20 protein-coding genes and 3 tRNA genes are annotated in these 16716 nt (G+C 53.1%); 9 read left to right on the top strand and 14 right to left on the bottom strand.

Annotation, left to right across the window (positions count from 1 at the left end; all coding sequences use genetic code 11):
• Window positions 1-75 precede the first annotated feature (75 nt).
• The 7 genes from dnaC to AC1VYI_RS21505 all read right to left on the bottom strand — a co-directional run bounded on the left by dnaC (window position 76) and on the right by AC1VYI_RS21505 (window position 4459).
• Window positions 76-813: a replicative helicase loader DnaC gene (dnaC, locus tag AC1VYI_RS21535; protein ID WP_023310297.1), complete on the bottom strand. Its 738-nt coding sequence runs from the start codon at window positions 811-813 to the stop codon at window positions 76-78.
• Window positions 810-1355 carry a primosomal protein DnaT gene (dnaT, locus tag AC1VYI_RS21530; protein WP_134866835.1) on the bottom strand — a complete coding sequence of 182 codons (546 nt, stop codon included), beginning with the start codon at window positions 1353-1355 and terminating at the stop codon, window positions 810-812. Before dnaT ends, dnaC begins: the two co-directional genes overlap by 4 nt.
• A 148-nt stretch (window positions 1356-1503) precedes the next feature.
• Window positions 1504-1932 carry an organic hydroperoxide resistance protein gene (locus AC1VYI_RS21525; protein ID WP_023310299.1) on the bottom strand — a complete coding sequence of 143 codons (429 nt, stop codon included), beginning with the start codon at window positions 1930-1932 and terminating at the stop codon, window positions 1504-1506.
• Window positions 1933-2015: 83 nt separating this feature from the next.
• Window positions 2016-2468, bottom strand: coding sequence for a MarR family winged helix-turn-helix transcriptional regulator (locus AC1VYI_RS21520; RefSeq protein ID WP_023310300.1), 453 nt, complete (start codon window positions 2466-2468; stop codon window positions 2016-2018).
• Window positions 2469-2509: 41 nt separating this feature from the next.
• On the bottom strand, window positions 2510-3151 hold the full coding sequence (locus tag AC1VYI_RS21515; RefSeq protein ID WP_134866834.1) for a TetR/AcrR family transcriptional regulator: 642 nt from the start codon (window positions 3149-3151) through the stop codon (window positions 2510-2512).
• A 67-nt stretch (window positions 3152-3218) separates the two neighbouring features.
• Complete coding sequence (locus AC1VYI_RS21510) at window positions 3219-3692, bottom strand: threonine/serine exporter (protein ID WP_023310302.1); 474 nt, start codon at window positions 3690-3692, stop codon at window positions 3219-3221.
• Window positions 3683-4459 (bottom strand): threonine/serine exporter family protein, encoded by a 777-nt coding sequence (locus AC1VYI_RS21505; protein WP_023310303.1) that lies wholly within the window; start codon window positions 4457-4459, stop codon window positions 3683-3685. Before AC1VYI_RS21505 ends, AC1VYI_RS21510 begins: the two co-directional genes overlap by 10 nt.
• A gap of 410 nt (window positions 4460-4869) precedes the next feature.
• Here AC1VYI_RS21505 and AC1VYI_RS21500 point away from each other — a divergent pair, with 410 nt between their 5' ends.
• Together AC1VYI_RS21500 and bglJ are read left to right on the top strand one after the other, a co-directional pair.
• A complete protein-coding gene (locus tag AC1VYI_RS21500; protein ID WP_134866833.1) occupies window positions 4870-5607 on the top strand; it encodes a helix-turn-helix transcriptional regulator in 738 nt (245 codons plus the stop codon).
• Entirely contained in the window at window positions 5604-6239 is a 636-nt protein-coding gene (bglJ, locus tag AC1VYI_RS21495; RefSeq protein WP_063409131.1) for a DNA-binding transcriptional activator BglJ, read from the top strand. The genes AC1VYI_RS21500 and bglJ overlap by 4 nt, the downstream gene beginning before the upstream one ends.
• Before the next feature lie 38 nt (window positions 6240-6277).
• Here the strand turns inward: bglJ and AC1VYI_RS21490 are convergent, their stop codons facing one another.
• A complete protein-coding gene (locus AC1VYI_RS21490; RefSeq protein WP_008502085.1) occupies window positions 6278-6736 on the bottom strand; it encodes a YbaK/EbsC family protein in 459 nt (152 codons plus the stop codon).
• A gap of 328 nt (window positions 6737-7064) precedes the next feature.
• Here AC1VYI_RS21490 and AC1VYI_RS21485 point away from each other — a divergent pair, with 328 nt between their 5' ends.
• Entirely contained in the window at window positions 7065-8411 is a 1347-nt protein-coding gene (locus AC1VYI_RS21485) for a PTS sugar transporter subunit IIC (RefSeq protein ID WP_023310306.1), read from the top strand.
• An 83-nt stretch (window positions 8412-8494) separates the two neighbouring features.
• On the opposite strand, the gene fhuF is transcribed toward AC1VYI_RS21485, so the two are convergent.
• Both fhuF and AC1VYI_RS21475 read right to left on the bottom strand, forming a co-directional pair.
• Window positions 8495-9283 carry a siderophore-iron reductase FhuF gene (gene fhuF, locus AC1VYI_RS21480; RefSeq protein ID WP_045355069.1) on the bottom strand — a complete coding sequence of 263 codons (789 nt, stop codon included), beginning with the start codon at window positions 9281-9283 and terminating at the stop codon, window positions 8495-8497.
• A gap of 95 nt (window positions 9284-9378) precedes the next feature.
• A complete protein-coding gene (locus AC1VYI_RS21475) occupies window positions 9379-10443 on the bottom strand; it encodes a GGDEF domain-containing protein (RefSeq protein ID WP_029740020.1) in 1065 nt (354 codons plus the stop codon).
• 215 nt (window positions 10444-10658) lie between these two features.
• Here AC1VYI_RS21475 and AC1VYI_RS21470 point away from each other — a divergent pair, with 215 nt between their 5' ends.
• Complete coding sequence (locus AC1VYI_RS21470) at window positions 10659-10928, top strand: DUF1435 domain-containing protein (protein ID WP_032668059.1); 270 nt, start codon at window positions 10659-10661, stop codon at window positions 10926-10928.
• Between the two features lie 41 nt (window positions 10929-10969).
• Here AC1VYI_RS21470 and AC1VYI_RS21465 read toward each other — a convergent pair.
• The 4 genes from AC1VYI_RS21465 to rsmC form a co-directional block, all read right to left on the bottom strand.
• Window positions 10970-11055: transfer RNA gene (locus AC1VYI_RS21465), tRNA-Leu, on the bottom strand.
• 33 nt (window positions 11056-11088) lie between these two features.
• A tRNA-Leu gene (locus tag AC1VYI_RS21460) sits at window positions 11089-11175 on the bottom strand.
• A gap of 28 nt (window positions 11176-11203) precedes the next feature.
• Window positions 11204-11290 (bottom strand) — tRNA-Leu (locus tag AC1VYI_RS21455).
• 172 nt (window positions 11291-11462) lie between these two features.
• On the bottom strand, window positions 11463-12491 hold the full coding sequence (rsmC, locus tag AC1VYI_RS21450) for a 16S rRNA (guanine(1207)-N(2))-methyltransferase RsmC (protein ID WP_134866832.1): 1029 nt from the start codon (window positions 12489-12491) through the stop codon (window positions 11463-11465).
• A 102-nt stretch (window positions 12492-12593) separates the two neighbouring features.
• On the opposite strand from rsmC, the gene AC1VYI_RS21445 reads away from it, so the two are divergent.
• The 5 genes from AC1VYI_RS21445 to osmY all read left to right on the top strand — a co-directional run bounded on the left by AC1VYI_RS21445 (window position 12594) and on the right by osmY (window position 16714).
• Window positions 12594-13007: a DNA polymerase III subunit psi gene (locus tag AC1VYI_RS21445; protein WP_134866831.1), complete on the top strand. Its 414-nt coding sequence runs from the start codon at window positions 12594-12596 to the stop codon at window positions 13005-13007.
• A complete protein-coding gene (gene rimI / locus AC1VYI_RS21440) occupies window positions 12976-13419 on the top strand; it encodes a ribosomal protein S18-alanine N-acetyltransferase (RefSeq protein WP_047742882.1) in 444 nt (147 codons plus the stop codon). Before AC1VYI_RS21445 ends, rimI begins: the two co-directional genes overlap by 32 nt.
• A 19-nt stretch (window positions 13420-13438) precedes the next feature.
• Window positions 13439-14116, top strand: coding sequence for a pyrimidine 5'-nucleotidase (gene yjjG / locus AC1VYI_RS21435; RefSeq protein ID WP_023310313.1), 678 nt, complete (start codon window positions 13439-13441; stop codon window positions 14114-14116).
• 91 nt (window positions 14117-14207) lie between these two features.
• Window positions 14208-15797 carry a peptide chain release factor 3 gene (prfC, locus tag AC1VYI_RS21430; protein WP_023310314.1) on the top strand — a complete coding sequence of 530 codons (1590 nt, stop codon included), beginning with the start codon at window positions 14208-14210 and terminating at the stop codon, window positions 15795-15797.
• Between the two features lie 299 nt (window positions 15798-16096).
• Entirely contained in the window at window positions 16097-16714 is a 618-nt protein-coding gene (gene osmY / locus AC1VYI_RS21425) for a molecular chaperone OsmY (RefSeq protein ID WP_482882725.1), read from the top strand.
• Window positions 16715-16716: the final 2 nt, after the last annotated feature.

The following is a 16716-nucleotide window of genomic DNA, read 5'->3' as shown; positions in this document are numbered from 1 at the left end:
TCTCAAAAAGGTCCGTTTTGGGCCGAAGGGGTTCCAGTATATACCTATGCCCTGGCGGCGATTCCTGGAACTGTCTTAATACTCTTTGCCGGTAACGCGGCTGCGGTAACTTTCCCAGTCGAAGATGACATAAAGACTATTACCCAGCTTCATGCGGTCCATGACGCGTTCACCCAGTAAGCGGGTCATCTCGTCGATATTGTGGTTCGTCAGCATGCCGGTGGGGCGCTTGGACGAGGAGCGGCGGTCGACAATCTGGTTGATGATCACTTTTTCATAGCGGGATTCTGTCTGAACGCCAATCTCGTCGATGACCAGTAAATCGACATTGCTCAGATCGTTGAGCAATTGCTCTTCGCTGGTTTCGCGGTTGCTGAAGGTATCTTTCATCGCGGACATGATATCGGCCACGGTGATGATAAGAACCGATTTACCCCGCAGAAGCAGCTCGTTGCAGATAGCGGCTGCAAGGTGGTTTTTTCCTGTGCCCGGCTTGCCGCTAAAGATGAAGCTGGCGATATTGCCGTCGAATTCATCCACGTACTGACGGGCGGCGGCAAGGGCGTTCATCTGCCCGCTGGTCTCGATTTTATAGTTATCGAACGAGCAGTTCTGGTGCAGGGGACGTATACCGGAGCGGTTAAAGGTGCGCTGCATTTTCATCGCCCGGTTTTCCCGGGCGAGCGCGGCGGCGCGGATCTCACCTTGCTCTTTTTGCCACGCCAGAAGCTCTTCACCCGTGGTAAACGCGGGCTTCACGTTGGCAGGCATCATTTTTTGCAGACGTTTCATCAGGTCGCCGACGTTCTTCATTTCGCACCTCGGAATCCGCTGGGGATCTGTTTATCCGGTTCGGAAAACGCGTTGATATCGCGTTTGGGCTGGCCGTTGTTGCCGGCGCGGGTAATTTGAAGATGACGCGCGAGCTTTTGCTGCCATTGAATATGGGTGAAGACTTTCCCTTCCGCCTGCCACCAGGCGGTAAACGCGGCGAGCTCTTCCGCGGTGGCCGGCTGGGTTAGCGCAATGCCCCACAGCGCGGCCTGCCGCTGAAAATCCGCATCCGGCTGCCAGCCCGCGTACAGGGCAAATTTTCCCATCGGAACGGTCAAGGGGACGTTAACCGGTTCATCAAAGAACTGGTTGTCCAGCGTGATATCGCTCGCCGGGCGTGACAGCTGCGCTTCAATCTCCAGAAGCTGCGCCAGGCGTTCCGGCGTGATTGCGTAGAACGCCGGCTCGTTGTCGGCAAAAACCGCAACCGTGCCGCCTTCGGCATGGGTCAACACACCGCGTGGGTCGCGCATAAAGGCATCAATGCCAGCAATGCTGGTGGTCAGAATTCTGGAGGACATAACGCTTACTCTACTGATTACTACGGGCGTGATATGGGCTTATGGTAGCACAGAGAGAGGAAAGGGAAGGAGGGGATTTCCCCGGTGGCGCTGCGCTTACCGGGGCTACAGTCATAGACCTGATAAGCGCAGCACCATCAGGCATTTATCACGCGATGATATTCAGGGTCACGTCGATGTTGCCGCGGGTCGCGTTAGAGTACGGGCAAACAATGTGCGCCGCATCGACCAGCTTTTTAGCTTCCGCGGGATCCATACCCTCAACGTGGATGTTCAGTTTTGCCTCGATACCAAAACCGGTTGGCAGCGGTCCAATACCCACTTCGCCTTCAATAAAGGCATCTTTTGGCAGGGTGAATTTGTCGCGTGCGGCCACGAACTTCATCGCGCCCAGGAAGCAGGCAGAGTAGCCCGCAGCAAACAGCTGCTCAGGGTTAGTTACTTCTCCGCCCATGCCGCCCATCTCTTTTGGCACGCCCAGTTTTACGTCCAGTACGCCATCGGAAGATGTCGCGCGACCGTCACGGCCACCGGTTGCTTTTGCTTTGGCGGTATAAACAACTTTTTCTAAAGACATGGCAGGTTCCTCATCTTGTTTTAATGTGTGCTATTAAATAGCGTGCGATATATATGGGTGATAATCACGCATAAAGTATAGCTTTACGCGCGGTGTAGCTGTTGTCGCAAAAGTTCGAGCTGCTGTTTGAGCGCCAGCAAAGTGTCGGTATCACACTGCGCCGCGCAACCCACCGCATGGGGAATACCCAATGCCTGCTGCTGCAGTTCACGTCCCGCTTCACTCAGGGTGACGGCGACCTGGCGTTCGTCTTTGCGTGAACGATGACGGTTGATTAACCCGGCACTTTCCAGCCGCTTCAAAAGCGGCGTCAGGGTCGCAGAGTCCAGAAACAGGCGTTCGCCGATGTCCGACACCGTGACGTCATCCTGCTCCCACAGCACCAGCATTACCAGATATTGCGGGTAAGTCAGGTTCAGCGGTGCCAGCAGTTGCCGGTACAGCTTGTTAAGCGCCAGATTTGCCGAATAAAGGGCAAAGCAGAGCTGGTTATCCAGCTTGAGCGCAGCGGTTGCGTCGTTCGTTTTCGCGTTCATGAAATGAATATAGGTAGTGTGCGATTTAATTGCAAGCAATTTTATGGGCAGGTGTAGCGGAGCGCCACCTGAACGGCCATTTTGCGGTAGTGCTGGCGCTGAGCCTGTTCATCCGCTCCGTCTTCAAACAGCAGCGTAAAGGTGTAACTGTTGGCTACGTAGTGAAAGCTGAAGCTGCTTATCAGGCGGTGAAGATCGCGGGCGTCAACCGCCTGGCTGAAGAGCTGCTTTTCTTTGCCCCGGTGCAGGATGCTCTCCAGCAGGTCGAGCGCGCTACGGTTGACCTGGCGAAGATAGCTCGACTGCTGCATAAAGCGGCCGCGCTGCATGTTTTCCATGCAGATAATCCGGATGTAGTCCGGGTGGTCGGCATGATAGTCAAAGGTGGCTTCAACCAGGTTGACCAGCGCTTCGACGGGGGGCATTCCCGCCAGGCTTAGCGCTTTTTCACTGGCGCGAATCTGGGTGTAAACATGTTCCAGAACCAGGAGATAGAGATTCTCTTTATTCTTAAAATGGTAAACCACCATGCGTTTGGTGGTACCCGCTTTCTCCGCGATCTGCTCCATGCGGGCACCGTTCAATCCATACTCGGCAAAAAGCGCGATGGCGCTCTGAAAAATTTTCTCTTTCAGGCTGGATTCTTCGCTGTGCTCGGGGTGTTCGCTGCCAGGGTTAGCCACATCCTTTCCTTATTTTCACCAAACGGACCTGAAGGATTATCTCCATGGCAGCGAAATAACACAAATATCAAACGCGTGGGCGTTTGCGGTACAGCCACAGCCCGGGGATCGACAGCCCTATGGAGAGCGCGCCGACGATGGACGAGGCCTTAAGAAAGTTGCTCAGGAGGAGGATCATCTGCGGCTCAGTGTAGCCAAAATGGCTGATTTTCACCGCGGAAATCATCGCCGTATACGCAGATATGCCCGGGAACATCGGGATCACGGCGGCGACGGTGAACACCTTGGGATGCGCCAGATACCAGCGCGACCACTGGATGCCGATACTGCCAACCAGCATGGAGGCCATAAATGTCGACCATTCGATGTTAAATCCTGCGGTCATCATCACCATTCGCGAGCCATGACCAATCGCGCCCAGCAGCGCACACCACCGCAGAGCGCGTTGCGGAACGTTAAACACCATCGCAAAGCCGACGGCAGGAATGGCGGCCAGAAGCATGTCCTGTGCCAGCGCCAGCAGAAAATCTATCACGCCCATCCGCGTAACCCCCAGAGCGTCATGGCCATCACTACGCCGATGCAGGTCGCCAGCGTCAGCAGGCTGGCAATAGCCCAGCGTGCCAGACCGGTATTGATGTGTCCTTTAAACATGTCGGCAACGGCGTTGATCAACGGAAAGCCCGGAACAAGCAGAAGCACGCTGGCGGCCATGGCAATCGTCGGGGTAGTGGCAAACTGCGGCAGGCGCAGCAGCAGGCCGGAAACCGTGGTGGCGACAAACGCGGTAATGCAGAAGTTAATTTGCGGATGCAGCTGCCGGTGCGTCAGCAGCTGGCGAACATACATGGCGATACTGCTGGCAAAAAAGGTGACGATCGCGCCGTCCCAGCCACCTTTATTGAGCTTACAAAAGCAGGCGCAAGACAGCCCTACCATCACCACGACAAGCCAGCGCGGATAACGTAATGGCTTAATTTGGCTGAACCGTTTTTCAATCTCACGAAGATCGAGAAGCTTATGTTCAGCAAGGATGACGATGTGCTGCACTTCGGTTACGACGTGCATGTTAATGCCGCGGTCATGGTTTTTGCGGGTGGAGGTCAGGCACTGTCCGTCTTTGATCGTGGTCAGTACGATGGCGTTGGATGAAATAGCGCTTTCAACGCTATCCATACCCAGCGCCAGTCCCAGCCGGGTGGAAAGCTCCTCAACCAGCGCGCTTTCCGCGCCGTGCTGGAGCAGAAAAAGACCGCACTGAATACATAGCCGCGTGATAGCACGCTGCGTTGACCGATCTGCCTGCATGTATTGTCCTGAAGAAGGTGGAAAGTTGCCGGTTGGCCCATAGCGATTATTTTTAGCACAAAGTGCAGTGCCTCTTGCTTTGGGTCAGATCAAGGTTTATGCAAACAGTTGCTGCCCTTAAGTGCGGAAGGGGTTGGGATTAATTCATCATTTTGGTGAATTATTAATATTAAAATATAAGTTATTTATATTTAGTTATTCTAATTTTATATTGTAGTTATTTTAATGACACTGCAATTAAAATTAATTTCGCTTTGTGAGATATTACTGCTGTTTAGGCATTTCTTAAACTAAGAATACATCTCATCTTCTGCTTGTATTAACCTGCTTTACACTCAGGGACGAAAAATACTCATACGTTGATGCATTTTAACGTTACTCATCACATGAAGAATGGACACGGAGGGTCTATGTTGTCTTTGCACGGTAAGCATTGCGTTATCATTAGCCGGATACCGGTCATGCAAAACGGGTTAGGGGGCGTGATGACTCGCCATTTCCCCGATTTTGAATTGACCTATTGCAGCTCATTGCAGGAGTTAACACTGCTCCAGCTACGCCGCGCTGACGTCATCATTGCCGATATTTCAGGCGAATACTGGAATCCTCGGGGCGCGCTCGAAGAGTATTTCAGTTTATTGAATCAATACCGGAACATTCACTGGATCTTTTTAGTTTCGCGGCCGCTTAACCCTATTGCCGTTGAGTTACTTGTGCGCCCGGAAAGTACGTTGCTTTCTGATATTGAACCCATTGAAGGGCTGGTTAACGCTATTCGGGCAGGTAGCGAACGCGCAGAGCGGGTAAGCCAGGCGTTGCTAACCCCGGAACCTCAAAGTACGGGGGAAGAAGACGAACAGGTTATCGCGCTCACGTACTCCGAACGCAAAGTATTGCGACTGTTAGGTAAAGGATGGGGGATTAACCAAATCGCCACATTGCTTAAGAAGAGCAATAAAACTATCAGTGCGCAGAAAAACAGTGCGATGCGACGGCTGTCATTACGCAGTAATGCCGATATGTACGCCTGGATAAACAGTACACAGGGAATGCGAGAGCTGAGTTTGATGTCAGCCTATGGAGAGTTCGAGGAATGGAAAAAACCGATTCAACAAGACATATCGCCATCGTCGAAAATTGCACGATGAGTGCTGTTGGGCTAAAGCATCTTTTTGCGATGCCCGGCCTGAATCATTATCAGCTGCATCTGTTTAGTGAGTTTGACAGCTTTAAGAAAGCACTTCAGCACATCAATTTTTTCTCGCTGATCTATTCATATTCCGATGCGCGAGAAGAGCGTCGTAGCTGCCTGGCGCACCTGCGGGATTTTGCGTTTACGCATGGCCATATCCAGCGCATTATCCTGGTCGCTGATGAGATGGAAGCAAGATTAATTAGTCATCTTTCCCCGTCACGCCTTCACGGTGTGGTCAGCAAATCGCTGACGCTTGAGCGCCTGCAGAATGAACTCATGGTATTGCTGAGTGAAACCCTGCGCATCAATGACAATATGATGAATCACTGGTACCGGAGTCAAAGCAGAATGTTAAGCCCAACGGAACGGGCAATATTGCGTTATATGTCTTGCGGCTATTCCATTCCTCAAATCGCGGCACAGCTTGAACGCAATATTAAGACCATCCGGGCGCATAAGTTTAATGCGATGGTGAAGTTGGGGGTAAACTCTGACGTAGGGCTACTCGATGCGGCGGATATTATCACCCACCTTTCTGCAAGAGAACCGCGAAGTTCGGCACTCAGCAAGCCGACCTTTTTATAACCTGCCTGTTGCGCGCCAGAAAGGATCTGGCGCATCAATCAGATGCAAACATCAACCCATTTTGCGGACGTCAGCTCTGCCATTCTGTCAGGTGAGATACGAACGGCACTATGAATTGCGCCTGCGGCGGGCAGGACTTCGGCGTACTGTTTTAATGAAATATCGCAGTAAACCGCGAGCGGGTTTTCCAGGCCGAACGGGCACACGCCGCCAACAGGGTGACCGGTGATGGTCACCACCTCATCACTGCTGAGCATGCGCGCTTTTGCACCAAACGTGTCTTTCAGCTTTTTGTTATCCAGGCGCGCATCGCCTTTCGCTACCACCAGAATCACCTCATTTTTCACCTTTAATGACAAGGTTTTGGCGATTTGTCCCGGTTCAACACGATGGGCGGCAGCAGCCAACGCAACGGTAGCGGTACTCTGGCTAAGTTCAATGACGTCTATATCCGGCGCATTGTCGGCAAAAAACTGCTGTACAGACTGCAAACTCATTGTTTCCTCCTGACAAATATCCTGCGTAATCTGTCATAAGAATTTATGCTCTGTAAATATCTCTTCAGTAACAAATATCCCGAACGGCTAATTTCTGGATCCTCTTCACAATCACGGAAACCGGTTACAGTAACCGGTTGCAGAGCGTGATGCGTCGATTAATACTGAGTACGTAACGTCCCCTGTACCCAATAATAAGAGCAAATTATGAAACCATTCCGTCTGAGCAGTACCCTTGGTCCACAAGCCAGCAAGGTTGTGAAGGTGATTTATGGAACAACGTGCGGCGCAAATGTGCCCGTAACAAACGTCTGACAGGAGATCTGCCATGTCTGCCAACCATGCTGCGTTTAACCTGATATTCCGTTTTGTTGAAAATTACGTGAGCCCGATTGCCGGGCGGATCTCTTCCCAGCGCCATGTCATGGCTATCCGTGATGGGTTTATCTCCGCGATGCCATTTATGATTGTGGGTTCATTTTTGTTAGTGTTCGCATACCCGCCGTTTTCGCCGGATACCACCTGGGGTTTCGCCCGAGCATGGCTGGATATGGCGAAGCAGTTTGAAGGCCAGATCCTGACGCCGTTTGATATGACGATGGGCATTATGTCCATTTATATCTGTGCCGCCATTGCCTACAACCTTGGCAAACACTATGTCAAATCGCACCAGTTAGACCCGTTTATGTGTGCCATGCTGTCGCTGATGGCGTTTCTGCTGGTCGCGGCACCGAAAACCAAAGGCACGCTGCCAGTCGATAGCCTGGGTGGGACGGGCATTTTTACTGCGATTCTGGTGGCGATCTACTGCGTTGAGATGATGCGTTTCCTCAAGGCGCATAACATCGGTATTCGCCTGCCAGACCAGGTTCCTCCGATGATCAAAAACTCTTTTGATCTGCTCATCCCGGTGCTGGTAGTGGTGTTGACGCTTTATCCTCTGAGCCTGCTCATTCAGTCTCAGTTCGGCATGCTGATCCCGCAGGCCATTATGTCGGTCTTTAAACCTCTGGTTTCCGCAGCGGATTCCCTGCCTGCGATCCTGCTGGCCGTGTTGATTGGCCATCTGCTGTGGTTTGCCGGGATCCACGGCGCCGCCATCGTCTCCGGGATGCTGCAGATGTTCTGGCTGACTAACCTGGGCGCTAACCAGACCGCGCTGGCCGCCAGCCAGCCTCTGCCGCATATTTTTATGGAGGCGTTCTGGACGTTCTTTATCGTGATTGGCGGGTCGGGCGCCACGATGGGGCTGGTGATTTGCTATCTGCGTAGCCGTTCAGCGCATTTACGCTCTATCGGGCGTTTGAGCGTGGTACCCAGCTTCTTTAACATCAACGAACCCGTCATTTTTGGTACGCCAATTGTGATGAACCCGGTGTTCTTTATTCCGTTCCTGCTGGCACCGATGGTAAATGCAGTGCTGGCCTGGGCGGCGATGACGTTTGACCTGATTGGCCGCGTCATCTCAGTGGTCCCCTGGACGGCACCGGCGCCAATAGGCGCAGCGTGGGCTCTGGGCTGGGATTTCCGCGCGGCTATTCTGGTTGTGGTTCTGGCCTGCGTATCGGCAATCATCTACTTCCCGTTCTTCAAAGTGTACGAGAAACAGCTGCTGGAGCAGGAAGCGGAAGAGGCACAGCGTAACGCGGAAGAGGACAATCAGCAGGTGGCTTAGCTAAAAGCAAAACGGCAACTCAGGTTGCCGTTTTTAGTGTTTGTTCCCTGTCCCTGTGGGTGAGGGCATCAGGCCGGGGCCGACTACTTCAGCGTGCAATCCCCGCACTGCTTAACATCCGGCAGGCGGTAGCGCTGGCAGCAGGTGCGGCGAACCAGAAGCCCATCACGGAGCACGACGGTACGGAATAACGGGTTGTCGCGGCCATCGGAAAGCTGTTTTGCAAAGAAACAGGACTGACGCAGGGCATCAACGTTCTCATCACCAAGCAGAGGCTTCATTTCCGTTAAATACCAGTGGATTAAATAGCCCGTATTGCTCCAGATAAGCTTCGCGTTAATCTCTCCCGTCGCTTCAAGCGCTTCCACCACCGGGATCAGGGCCTGAGTGATAAGCCGCTCCATACGTTCCTGAGCCGTCAGGCGTTCCGCGTTCTGGTCTTCGTGCAGATCAATCCAGAAACAGGCTGCGCGCCCGGTTTCGTGAAACTCGACGTGGAAATTATCCGGCGAGAGTTCCAGCATGCTCTTCTGGGTTAACAGCGCCAGCATGAGGGGAGGCACCATCAGCCCGATATACCACTGCGCCCAGAGAGAGAGCAGTGGTTTATTTTCCCGCGTAAGAGTGGGCTGATTGCGATAGATATGGTCGGAATAGGTGGCCAGCAGCGACTGCAGTTTTGTCGGTTGACGCCACTCTGAGAGCGTCATGGCGTGGTTCGGGTGCGCTTCATCAAGGCGGATAAAGTCCAGCAGGTGGGCGCGCGTTTCCGCAATTTTATCCCGTATGGCATCCGCAAGCGAAGCATTCCCGCTGGTGAGGGGCGCTCGCCAGAGGAGGGGTTCGACGATGTGTACGGTATGCGTGGCCATAGTATAGATAGAAATCTAAATGATAATGATTGCCAATCCTAACTATTGCTCATACCAATGGCAAGACTTTTGTCCGGGTGAAATCGACGTGATGTTTACGCTGTCTGCAGCTCTTCGCTTAACAGAATGTTATTGCGCCCCATATGCTTTGCTTCGTAGAGGGCTTTGTCTGCTTTTTCCAGCGCGCCTTCCACGTCTTCATCCTCGAAAATGGCAATACCAATGCTGATGGTGACGTTTGTCGCGACACTCTCGTTAAACAGATGCGGGATTTTCAAATCGTAGACTTTCTGACGGATCCGCTCGGCCGTCTGGCGGGCATGTTCGAGAGAAATATTGGTCAGCAGCACCATAAACTCTTCTCCGCCAAAACGCGCCACAATATCGCGAGAACGCACGGCGTCGCGGATTGCCGCAGAGACGCGCTTCAGCGCCTGGTCGCCCATCATATGGCCATAATGATCGTTATAGGCTTTAAAGTGGTCGATATCCATCAGCAGAACAAAGTGCTCGCCATTTTCTACCGTCGGCAGGTTCTCCAGACGGCTTTGCAGACCGCGACGATTATAGAGCCCGGTAAGCGGGTCCATCATGCTGAGATCGGTAAGGGTTTCTCGCTCTTCCAACAGGCGTGAGAGCAATTCCTGAGCAAAACGATCGTTACGCGTTTGCAAAATGTTATGAATAGCAATTGCCACCACAGGAAGTGCGAAAGAATAGGTCATTCTCAGCCATATATCGTGATCGCTTAGCCACAGGCAGACAATAAAGGTGGGCAATGAGTGCAGCGTAAATGCTTTGATATTACTGGCGAATGCCAGCGTTCCGATAAAAAGTACCGTTAATAGAGCGATTAACAAATACGTCGCGTGGTCGTGGGTAATTAAGGCGAATTTAGACACAATTTGCCAGGCCCACAAAATACCGAAGATCCCTGAAACAACGGGAATATTTATCTTCCGCGCGCGCTTTCTCCAGTGCCAGACGAACAGGCCGGTGCTGATGGAGAAAATAGCAATAAGTGGGGCAGATAACAGGCGTACAGAATTGAGCGGATTTGTTACCGAGAACACTGCCGAGGTTGCGTTCAGAAATAAAAATAAACGTAACGACAATTGATATTTTCTGTGAACCAAAGACCGCCAGGATTGTGATGTCATAGTCGTGCGTTTTTATTAAAATTTAATTAAAACAAATAAGTAGGTGCCGTTTCGCAATAAAACATGCAAAAAACTCAAAGAGTAATTATCAGAAAATCTTTAGATGTTGTTAACAGGTGTGCAATTTATCACCTTAGGCAATTCCTGTCATTACGGGAAAGGTAAAGGTCGATGGATTTTGATTCATTCAGCTGACAAATGATAATGTGTGTCATATGATATTGGTTATCATTATCGTTATGAGGGGGCAGATCATGTTGAACAGGGCGCTTGGCAGTGGTTGGGGGGTATTGCTACCGGGAGCCATTCTCGGCGGGTTGATGTTTGCCGATCTCTCCCTTGATACCTGGAAAGCGATCATTGTGTCAGGACTGTTAGTCACGTCAGGCATGATCTGGCATAAGCAGCTGCGCCACTTTGTTTTACTGCCATCATGCGTAGCACTGGTCAGTGGAATTCTGGTGATACTGATGAGTTTGAAATAACAGGGAAAACAAGAGGAACTTCAGAAGGGATGTAAGATAATTGGTGCGAGGGGGGGGACTCGAACCCCCACATCCTAAGGACACTAACACCTGAAGCTAGCGCGTCTACCAATTCCGCCACCTTCGCACAGTCATCTTACTATTGTTGATATCGCCTCGTTGGTGCGAGGGGGGGGACTCGAACCCCCACATCCGTAAGGACACTAACACCTGAAGCTAGCGCGTCTACCAATTCCGCCACCTTCGCCCAGTGCGAGCAATATCATTGTGATTTATGGTGCGAGGGGGGGGACTCGAACCCCCACATCCGTAAGGACACTAACACCTGAAGCTAGCGCGTCTACCAATTCCGCCACCTTCGCATACCATCGATACTGTAAAAGTATCGTAACCACGGAGGCGCATTCTAGATGTTTTCAGCTTTACGTCAACAGAAAAGTGCGCGCGACGCCTTGATTGCTGCAAAAATGGCCGATGCAGGCGCCATGCGGAGCCGGATGGCGCTTGCGCTTATCCGGCCTGCTGGAGTGGAGATTACTTTTTGGCCTGGCGCGTCATGACGGTACGGTAGACCTTAAAGCGGCCGGTCTGCGCGATCACTTCGTGGAAGCCGAAGGTTTCGTCCAGCACTTTCGGGTACGCCAGGAAGGCGTTCGCGACAATACGCAGCTCGCCGCCGCTGTTGAGGTGACGGACTGCGCCACGGATCAGCGTTTGCGCGGCTTCCAGGCTGGTCTCCATGCCGTCGTGGAACGGCGGGTTGGAGATAATCATGTCGAAGCGACCGGTGACGTCGGAGAAGACGTTGCTGGCAATCACCTCGCCTTCAATGCCGTTTGCGGCAAGCGTTGCGCGGCTGGCTTCTACCGCCGGGGCGCTCACGTCACACAGGGTTAAACGCACTTTTGGTGAATGGCTGGCGAGCACGGTAGAGAGCACGCCCGCGCCGCAGCCCACGTCCAGCACTTTGCCTTTGGTGTGCGGCGTCAGGGTGGAGAGCAGCAGCTTGCTGCCCGTATCCAGCGCGTCACGGCTGAACACGCCCGGCAGGGTTTTGATGGTCAGGCCGTCAAGCTGGTACTCGTCCCAGTAAGCCTGTGGATCGAACGTTGTCTGTTTTTCCAGACGGCCATGGTACAGACCACAGCGGCGTGCGCTGTCGACTTTATTCAGCGGCGCGTAGCCTTCCAGCATCTGTTCAGCGCTACGCACGCCGCTGCGGTTCTCACCCACAATGAAAATATCGCAGCCGACCGGCAGCAGGGAGAGCAGGTTCATCAGCTGGAACTGGGCTTCCGGCTTGTTCTTCGGCCAGTAGTAGATCAGCGTATCGCAGTCGGCGATATCGCTCTGCTCCGCCACCAGGCTAAAGCGCGCGCGCTCGCCCATCTGGGGGCTCAGCACCTGCCAGTGGTGGTAGTATTGGGTGTGGGCACGGCTTTCAGCACAGTCGAAACGCGCAGGCAGGTCATCCTGCATATCTCCGGCAAACAGAATACGGCTTTCTTCGAAATCATCACTGTGACGCAGCAAGACTTCACTTGCCGGGGTAAATGCAGACATGAATTGTTCCTCAATAAACTCAGGCGGGGATTATAGTAGGTAGATGGCGCACTTTCGACACATTTGCTATATTTGCGCGCCTGAGAGACAGGAGTTTTCCCTATGACATCCCGACGAGACTGGCAGTTGCAGCAGCTGGGCATTACCCAGTGGGCTTTGCGTCGCCCGACGGCGTTGCAGGGCGAAATCGCCATTTCCATCCCTGCGCACGTACGCCTGGTGATGGTGGCGGAAGAACTGCCTGCCCTGAATGAACCCCTGATCGATGATGTCCTTCGCAGCCTGAAGATGACGGCCGACCAGGTTTTACAGCTGACGCCAGAGCGTGTCGCGATGCTTCCTCCTGATAGCCGCTGTAACAGCTGGCGTATCGGAGAAACAAACGAGATCCCCCTCCAGGGGAGCCAGATCTACACGCCAGCGCTGGACGAACTGAAAGCCAACCCAAAAGCGCGCAGCGCGCTATGGCAACAAATCTGCGAATATGAACACGATTTCTTCCCTCACGACGCCTGACCTGACCACAGCGTTTGCGATTGAAACACGCGCCCACGCGTTTCCGTGGAGCGAAAAAACCTTCGCCAGCAATCAGGGCGAACGGTATCTGAACTTCCGTCTGGACGTTGACGGCACCATGGCCGCCTTCGCGATCACGCAGGTGGTTCTTGATGAAGCGACGCTGTTTAATATTGCGGTTGATCCCGCGTTTCAGCGCCGTGGGCTGGGAAGAGAACTGCTCGAGCACCTCATTCGCGAGCTCGAAACCCGTGACGTTTTCACCCTGTGGCTGGAGGTGCGCGCGTCGAATGTCGCCGCCATCGCGCTCTATGAAAGCTTAGGCTTTAACGAGGCGACAATCCGCCGTAACTACTACCCCACCGCAGAGGGACGTGAAGACGCCATCATAATGGCTCTGCCGATTGGATAACGAATATAAGGTTGTAACGATGAAATGGGACTGGATTTTCTTTGATGCCGACGAAACGCTGTTTACGTTCGATTCGTTCGGCGGCCTGCAGCGGATGTTTCTCGACTATAGCGTGACCTTCACCGCTGAAGATTTTCAGGACTATCAGGCGGTAAACAAACCGCTGTGGGTGGATTACCAGAACGGTGCCATCACGGCGTTACAACTTCAGCACCAGCGCTTTGACGTCTGGGCGGAACGCTTAAAGGTCAGTCCGGGGACGCTGAATGATGCCTTCCTGAACGCGATGGCGGATATCTGTGCGCCACTGCCGGGTGCGGTTTCCCTGCTGAATGCGTTGAAAGGCAAGGTGAAACTGGGGATCATCACCAACGGTTTTACCGCCCTGCAGCAGATCCGCCTCGAGCGCACCGGCCTGCGCGATCATTTCGACGCGCTGGTGATCTCGGAAGAGGTTGGCGTGCCGAAGCCGGATCCGCGAATTTTCGACTACGCGCTGGCGCAGGCCGGAAATCCCGACCGCGATCGCGTCCTGATGGTGGGTGATACAGCAGAGTCAGATATCCTGGGCGGCATGAAGTCAGGTCTGTCGACCGTCTGGCTCAACGCGCATGGCCGCGTGAAGCCTGAAGGCATCGAGCCGACCTGGACCGTGACGTCGTTGAACGAACTGGAGCAACTCCTGTGTAAACAATGATTGCCTGCCCCCCATTGATGGGTAAAATAGCCGCAATTTTGTATTCCATGATGCGTGGCGTGCTGCCGCGCTTATAAAAGAAGATTTAATTATGACGTTGTCTCCTTATCTGCAAGAGGTGGCCAAGCGCCGCACTTTTGCCATTATCTCGCACCCGGATGCCGGTAAAACGACCATCACTGAGAAGGTGTTGCTGTTCGGACAGGCGATCCAGACTGCCGGTACCGTGAAGGGCCGTGGCTCCAGCCAGCATGCAAAATCCGACTGGATGGAGATGGAAAAGCAGCGTGGTATTTCGATTACCACCTCCGTGATGCAGTTCCCGTATCACGACTGCCTGGTGAACCTGCTGGATACCCCGGGCCACGAAGACTTCTCCGAAGATACCTACCGTACCCTGACGGCGGTGGACTGCTGTCTGATGGTGATCGACGCCGCGAAAGGTGTAGAAGACAGGACCCGCAAGCTGATGGAAGTCACCCGTCTGCGCGATACGCCGATCCTCACTTTCATGAACAAACTCGACCGCGACATCCGTGACCCGATGGAAGTGATGGATGAAGTGGAAAGCGAGCTGAAAATCGCCTGTGCGCCCATCACCTGGCCAATTGGCTGCGGTAAGCTGTTCAAAGGGGTGTATCACCTCTATAAAGACGAAACCTACCTGTATCAGACCGGTAAAGGCCACACCATTCAGGAAGTTCGCGTGGTGAAAGGTCTGGATAACCCTGAGCTGGACGTGGCAGTCGGCGAAGAGCTGGCCGCGCAGCTGCGCGACGAGCTGGAGCTGGTCAAAGGCGCGTCTCACGAATTCGACAAAGAGCTGTTCCTGAGCGGTGAAATCACCCCGGTCTTCTTCGGTACCGCGCTGGGTAACTTCGGCGTTGACCATATGCTGGACGGTCTGGTGGAGTGGGCGCCGCGCCCGATGCCGCGTAACACCGACACCCGTGAAGTGGAAGCGCAGGAAGAAAAATTCACCGGCTTCGTGTTCAAAATTCAGGCCAACATGGACCCGAAACACCGCGACCGCGTGGCCTTTATGCGCGTGGTGTCCGGTAAATATGAAAAGGGCATGAAGCTGCGCCAGGTGCGTACCGGTAAAGACGTGGTGATTTCCGACGCGTTGACCTTTATGGCGGGTGACCGTTCGCACGTTGAAGAGGCGTATCCGGGTGACATCATCGGTCTGCACAACCACGGCACTATTCAGATCGGCGATACGTTCACCCAGGGTGAAATGATGAAGTTCACCGGTATTCCGAACTTCGCACCGGAGCTGTTCCGTCGTATCCGTCTGCGCGATCCGCTGAAGCAGAAACAGCTGCTGAAAGGCCTGGTTCAGCTCTCCGAAGAGGGCGCCGTGCAGGTGTTCCGCCCAATCGCGAACAACGACCTGATCGTTGGCGCGGTCGGCGTGCTGCAGTTCGACGTGGTTGTCGCGCGTCTGAAGAGCGAGTACAACGTGGAAGCGATTTACGAGTCTGTGAACGTCGCGACCGCGCGCTGGGTTGAGTGTTCTGACGTGAAGAAATTCGAAGAATTTAAGCGTAAGAACGAAATTCAGCTGGCGCTGGATGGCGGCGATAACCTGACCTATATCGCGCCAACTATGGTGAACCTGAACCTGACGCAGGAACGTTACCCTGACGTTCAGTTCCGTAAAACCCGCGAGCACTAATCCCCTCTCAGAGCACGGCTCCCGCCGTGCTCTTCTTTAATTCCTGTCTTATTAATCCCTTGCGGAATGTTCTTAATTCAACGCAATTTCACGCTATTCGCGCGTTTTTTACCCAATTCTGAAAGCGGCTCTGTGAGAGTGATCTATATTTAACTCAGTGTTTAACACCGGGCGTGGATAAATTAACTGTTCAATGCATGACTTTAGGTTATCCATTTTGCCCGTGTGTTTATTCGCAATATATAAAACTACTAAGGAAGTATGTAGCCCGAATAACGGGTAAACACAGGAATAGATCGATGAATATGACAAGACTGAAGATTTCGAAAACTCTGCTGGCTGTAACCCTGGGTAGCGTTCTGGTGAGCGGTTCCGCTCTGGCGGAAAGCAGCACAATGGATAAAGCCCAGTCCACGGCCGATAGCGCAGGGCAAAAAATCGATAGCTCTATGAATAAAGTCGGCAACTTCATGGACGACAGCTCAATCACAGCAAAAGTGAAAGCCGCACTGGTGGATGATGAATCCATCAAAAGTACCGATATTTCCGTTAAGACCGACAAGAAAGTGGTCACGCTGAGCGGCTTCGTGGAAAGCCAGGCTCAGGCCGAACAGGCGGTGAAAGTCGCGAAGGGCGTTGAAGGCGTTGCGTCCGTCAGCGATAAGCTGCACGTACGTGACGGTAAAAACGCGTCGGTGAAAGGTTATGCCGGTGATGCCGCTACTACCAGCGAAATCAAAGCTAAACTTTTAGCAGATGACATCGTGCCGTCCCGTAAGGTGAAAGTGGAAACCACCGATGGTGTGGTTCAGCTTTCCGGTACGGTAGATTCGCAGGCGCAAAGTAAACGCGCCGAGTCCATCGCGAAAGCGATTGACGGTGTGAAAAGCGTTAAAAACGATCTGAAAACGAAGTAAAT

The sequence above is a fragment of the Enterobacter sp. QK-SA4 genome (assembly GCF_056856775.1).
Note: the sequence above shows the minus strand (reverse complement) of the source record. Positions and strands in the feature narration are given on the sequence as shown.